The 4,970-nt window shown below is 62.2% G+C and carries 5 protein-coding genes; 3 read left to right on the top strand and 2 right to left on the bottom strand.

Going from position 1 to position 4,970, the window contains the following annotated elements; all coding sequences use genetic code 11:
* Together WCE35_RS06235 and WCE35_RS06230 are read left to right on the top strand one after the other, a co-directional pair.
* The coding region (locus tag WCE35_RS06235; RefSeq protein WP_424592472.1) for an AMP-binding protein at window positions 1-1,314 on the top strand (1,314 nt) is incomplete at its 5' end.
* Between the two features lie 29 nt (window positions 1,315-1,343).
* The gene (locus tag WCE35_RS06230) at window positions 1,344-1,796 is read left to right on the top strand and encodes a RidA family protein (RefSeq protein WP_424592473.1); all 453 of its coding nucleotides are present in this window, start codon (window positions 1,344-1,346) and stop codon (window positions 1,794-1,796) included.
* A 36-nt stretch (window positions 1,797-1,832) separates the two neighbouring features.
* Here WCE35_RS06230 and WCE35_RS06225 read toward each other — a convergent pair whose 3' ends face one another.
* Window positions 1,833-2,465 carry an NADPH-dependent F420 reductase gene (locus WCE35_RS06225; protein ID WP_424592471.1) on the bottom strand — a complete coding sequence of 211 codons (633 nt, stop codon included), beginning with the start codon at window positions 2,463-2,465 and terminating at the stop codon, window positions 1,833-1,835.
* Between the two features lie 280 nt (window positions 2,466-2,745).
* Here WCE35_RS06225 and WCE35_RS06220 point away from each other — a divergent pair, with 280 nt between their 5' ends.
* The gene (locus WCE35_RS06220; protein ID WP_424592470.1) at window positions 2,746-3,300 is read left to right on the top strand and encodes a CAP domain-containing protein; all 555 of its coding nucleotides are present in this window, start codon (window positions 2,746-2,748) and stop codon (window positions 3,298-3,300) included.
* A gap of 81 nt (window positions 3,301-3,381) precedes the next feature.
* Here WCE35_RS06220 and WCE35_RS06215 read toward each other — a convergent pair whose 3' ends face one another.
* Complete coding sequence (locus tag WCE35_RS06215; protein ID WP_424592469.1) at window positions 3,382-4,470, bottom strand: mandelate racemase/muconate lactonizing enzyme family protein; 1,089 nt, start codon at window positions 4,468-4,470, stop codon at window positions 3,382-3,384.
* Window positions 4,471-4,970 lie beyond the last annotated feature (500 nt).

Here is a 4,970-nt window from a genome sequence, read left to right as displayed (position 1 = left end):
GTCAACACCATGCCGATGCTGCGTGCCGGAGAATTGACCGGGATCGTCGACAAGGCCGAGATCGGCCTTGCGCTGACGGACAGCCGCATCGCCGATGAACTGGTCGCATGCGCGAAGACCAGCCGGTTTCTCAAGCAGGTCGTGAATTTCGACGGAACCTCGAACCACGATGCCGAGCTCGATCGGGTGGCGCTGAACAAGCCGGTTCGGTTCGATGCGGTCAAGACCGGTCGGGACGATGTCGCCTTGCTGGGATTTACCTCGGGCACCACGGGTGAACCAAAGGCGACGATGCATTTCCATCGCGATCTCCTGATCGTCGCGGATGGCTATGCCAGGGAGGTCCTCAACGTCACGCCGGATGATGTCTTCGTGGGATCGCCGCCGCTTGCCTTTACGTTCGGGCTTGGCGGTCTTGCGATCTTTCCGCTGCGGTTCGGCGCTACCGCGACGCTGCTGGAAAACGCCGCACCCGGCGAGATGGTCAAGATCATTGAAACCTACAAGGCCACGATTTGCTTTACCTCGCCGACCGCATATCGGGCGATGATGGCTGCGATGGACAAGGGCGCCGACCTGTCGTCGCTGCGCCTTGCGGTTTCGGCGGGCGAAACCCTGCCGGCGCCGGTTTTCGAAAGCTGGATCCGCAAGACGGGCAAGACGATTCTCGACGGGATCGGCAGCACGGAATTGCTGCATATCTTCATCACCAACCGGACAGGCGACGCCGTTGCCGGGACGACCGGGCACCCGGTTTCCGGTTACGAGGCCAGGATCGTCGACGATGACATGAACGAATTGCCGCCGGGCGCCGTCGGAAAACTCGCGGTTCGCGGCCCGACCGGTTGCCGCTATCTCGCGGATAAGCGGCAGTCGAACTATGTGCGCGATGGCTGGAATCTGACGGGTGATACGTTCGTCCGCGACGGCAACGGCCGCTTTTCATTCGTGGCCCGATCGGACGACATGATCGTCTCCTCCGGGTACAACATCGCGGGCCCCGAGATCGAGGCCGCGTTGCTGACCCATCCGGCGGTAGCCGAATGCGGCGTGGTCGGCGCGCCCGACGAGGCGCGCGGCATGATCGTCAAGGCCTATGTGGTGCTGGTGGCCGGCATCACCGGCGATCCCGCTTTGATCACTGACTTGCAGGATCACGTCAAACGCGAGATCGCGCCCTACAAATATCCCCGCGCGGTCGAATTTGTTGCCGAGCTGCCGAAGACGGAGACCGGCAAGCTGAAGCGATTTGCCCTGCGGCGGATCGCACAGGCCGGCGCGGCCGCGGCGTCGGCGCGGATGGCCGCCGAATGAATGCGGTGAAAGGAGAGCCGTTCGTGACCATGCCAGAAGGATCCGGTCTCGCCGTGCTGCCGGCTGCCAGGGATGCGGCTTTGGCGGCGGGTCCGCGGGTTCTTCAGCCGGCTGGCTGGCCCGCGCCGAAGGGATATGCCAACGGCATGGCGGCCGATGGCCGCCTCGTGGTGACGGGCGGCGTGATCGGCTGGGACAACCAGGGGCATCTGCCGGCCGACTTCGTCGCGCAGGTTCGTCAGGCCCTGAGCAATATTTCGGCGATCCTCGCCGAGGGCGGCGCGCGGCCCGACCACCTCGTTCGTCTCACCTGGTATGTCGTCGACATCGACGAGTATCTCGATAGCCTGAAGACGCTCGGGCAAGTCTACCGCGAGATCATCGGCGCGCATTATCCGGCCATGGCGCTGGTCCAGGTCGTGCGCCTGGTCGAAAAGGCCGCGCGGGTCGAGATCGAGGCGACCGCGGTGGTGCCGCGTTGAAAACCGCGCCGTTCAGGAATTGCGACGGATTCCCTGTCAGACGCGGATCACGCCAAAGGCCCAGTCTCGCCCGAGGCCGCGAAGGATCGCCTGATTGATCCAGACCATCGCGAACGGCTCGAGGAGTCGGGCCTGCCTGAGGGCGCCGGCGTCGAGCGCTTCAAACCCAAGCTCACGGACAAGCTGGGCGACGGTCGATTTCGCGCCATCATCGTCGCCGGCCAGGAACATCACGGGCGGTGCCGGGAAGCGATCGCCCGCCATCATCATCTCCGCGCCGACCTGATTGAAGGTCTTGACGACTTTCACGCCGGGAAGCCAGGACGCGACCGCTTCCGCGCCCGATGTCGTGTATCCACGTTCGAGCCCAAGCGCCCCGTCTTTCATCGCCAGCGGGTTCATGCTGTCGATGATGACCTTGTCCTTGAGGTCGCCGAGGGATTTGACGGCGTTTTCGGCGACATTCCACGGCAGCGCCAGAACCACCACATCGCCCTGGCGCGCCGCCTCCGCCGGCGGCGCCGCGGTCGCGCCGATCCGCTCGCACAAGGCTTTCAAGGGAGCCTTGTTCACATCGCGCACGCCAAATACGATGGTGTGCCCCGCTTTTGCCCAGCCGGTGCCGAGCGCACTTCCGACATTACCTGCTCCGATCACCGCGATTTTCATGCGCTTGGCCCCCTGCGTGGATGGGTTGAGACGTGCCGCTCATTTGTCTTCAACTTGTATGTGCCGATGCCGGACGGCTTGTTCAAGGTGTCATCCCAGGCTTCTGATCACATGCTCCATCAGCCGTCGCGCGGGAATGGACAGCCGCTGTCACCGTAATTTCGTAATTGCAAGCGTCAGGATCAGAACAGACGGGCCGTTCCTTGAAGTGACCATATTAATGATGGATAAGGAGGCAAGCGTAGGGGTATGTTGGTGAGCAATGGACGCTTGCGGGACGATGACACGTCGGGCATTTGGCTGCGTAATCGCGGCCTTTTTGCTGTTGGCCGCGCCTGCGAGGGCAGCCGAATCGCCAGCCGAACTCATCTCCGACTTCCGCCTCAAACATGGCGAAGTCCGCGTCGTTCGGGATGCAACGCTCGACCGCATTGCGCTCGAGCAGGCGCGAGCGATGGCCGCGAAGGATCAGCTCAGTCATGACATAATCGGCCCCTTCACCGGGCGGATCGCGTCGGCGCGTGCGGGGCGTGCGGCCGAGAATATTGCCTACGGTTACGAGAGTTTCGAGAAGACACTCGGCCAGTGGATCGACTCTTCCGGGCATCGCAGAAATCTGCTGTTGTCCAACGCATCCCGCGTCGGGATTGGGAGCGCAAAGGATGCAAGCGGCAAGCGCACTTACTGGGCCATGGTAATCGCCGGTGATTACGAGCCGAAAACGAAGGGCAAAAGAGACAGCGAGCCTCTTGTTGCTGTGAAACGCGAGGCCAAGCCTTCAGGCCTGCCCAAAGCCACCCGCTGCCACATCAAGGTGCTCAGCCTTTGCATTTGAGGCAAAGAGCCAAGCCCGTCGTGCGGGCCGGCAACCGGGCCGCCGCCGATTATTCGCGCAGCCTGCGCCAGCCGCTCCAATCTATGACGCGACTTGCGCCAGCCCGCTCCAGTCAAACGTAACACCATGACCGGGCCGCGCCGGTGCCAAGGCCATGCCTTGTTCAAGGGCGAGCGGCTGCTCGATATAGCGGTCGAGCCCGAATCCGTGTGCCTCGAGATAGGAGCGGTTCGAGCATGCCGCGAGCAGATGCACCGTAATGTCATGTGCGCCGTGGCTGGTAACCGGAAGATTGAACGCTTCCGCGAGCCGCGCGACCTTCATGAAGGTTGTGACGCCACCGCAATTGGTGACATCGGGCTCGGGATACGACACTGCGCCGGCTGCAATATAGTTCTTGAACTCCCAAAGAGAGCGGAGGTTTTCGCCCGCCGCGATCGGTATACCGCCGGCGGCCATAATGCGGGTGTGCCCGGAAATATCGTCAGGAATAATCGGCTCCTCGAGCCAAGTCAGGTCGTAGGGCTGCAAGGCGCGAGCGGCGCGAATGGCTTCCTCGACCGTCCATTTCATGTTGGCATCCGCCATAAGAGGAAAGCCGTCTCCAAGATGTATGCGCATCGCCTGCACGCGCTTGATATCGGATGCGAGATCGGGGCGGCCAACCTTCATCTTGATGGCGCGAAAGCCCTTGGCAAGATTGTTGTCCGTTTGTTGCAGAAGCTCCTCCACGGAGAGATCGAGGTCGATGCCGCCGGCATAACAGGGCACGCGAGCGTCGAAGCCGCCGAGCAGGCGAAACAGCGGCACATTGGCACGGCGCGCCTTCAAGTCCCACAAGGCGATATCGAGCGCCGATAGCGCGAGAACGGGCGGTCCGCCGCGGCCGCCGTAGTGCAAGGCCCACCAGACGTGATGCCAGATGGCTTCAGTGTCATCCGCTTCGCGGCCCTCGATCAGTTCGGGAATCTCTCGCCGGAGTGTATCGGCAATCGCGACGCCATTGCGGCCGACAGTATAGGTATAGCCGACACCTTCCGCCCCGTCGGTGTCGCGGACACGGCAAGTTACCAATTCGAAGGCGTTGATTTTGCCGTGCGTGCTATCAGAGAGGCTAACGGTAAGCGGGATCCGATAGAGCCCAGTGTGTGTCGTCTTGATAAGCGCCATTTGGTCTCCGCCCTTTTTTTAGCATGTTAGGCTGACCCCGTTAGTACCTCGTCACGGTGATTATGACTCTTTGGAGACATTTGTATAGGCGCGTCCCATTTTGGCGCGGGATTACGGTGAAGTGCTGTCACCGTAGTTCTGGGAGTTGCACGAATTGTGGTGATGGGTTTCGCGCGGTTCAACCCCTCCGGGCTCAATTACAGCTAATGGACCAACTCGGGCCGCGCCTTGCGCGGGCTCGTCGGGCTCAACTCGCCCTGGCGCCTGCTCGGCGGGCAAATCAGCGATTTCCTGTCCAGCCCATTTCGAAAAAATATTCCACTTTGCTTGTCGGGCAAATCATCTCTAGAAGCTCGCGCCATCCCGGCCCGAAAGAGCAACTATGCTGAGAAGTAGCCCGGTGAGCGGGCGGCCTCAAGGCTGGCGCTGACGCGCCCCCGCCTTCGGCGGCTACGGCCTTGACCCCGCCCGCTCACCGGTCTGTTGGCTTTCCATGCGCT

It is taken from the genome of Bradyrhizobium sp., from assembly GCF_049691595.1.
Taxonomy (GTDB): domain Bacteria; phylum Pseudomonadota; class Alphaproteobacteria; order Rhizobiales; family Xanthobacteraceae; genus Bradyrhizobium.
The sequence above is the reverse complement of the archived record's forward strand: the minus strand, read 5'-3'. Positions and strand labels throughout refer to the sequence as shown.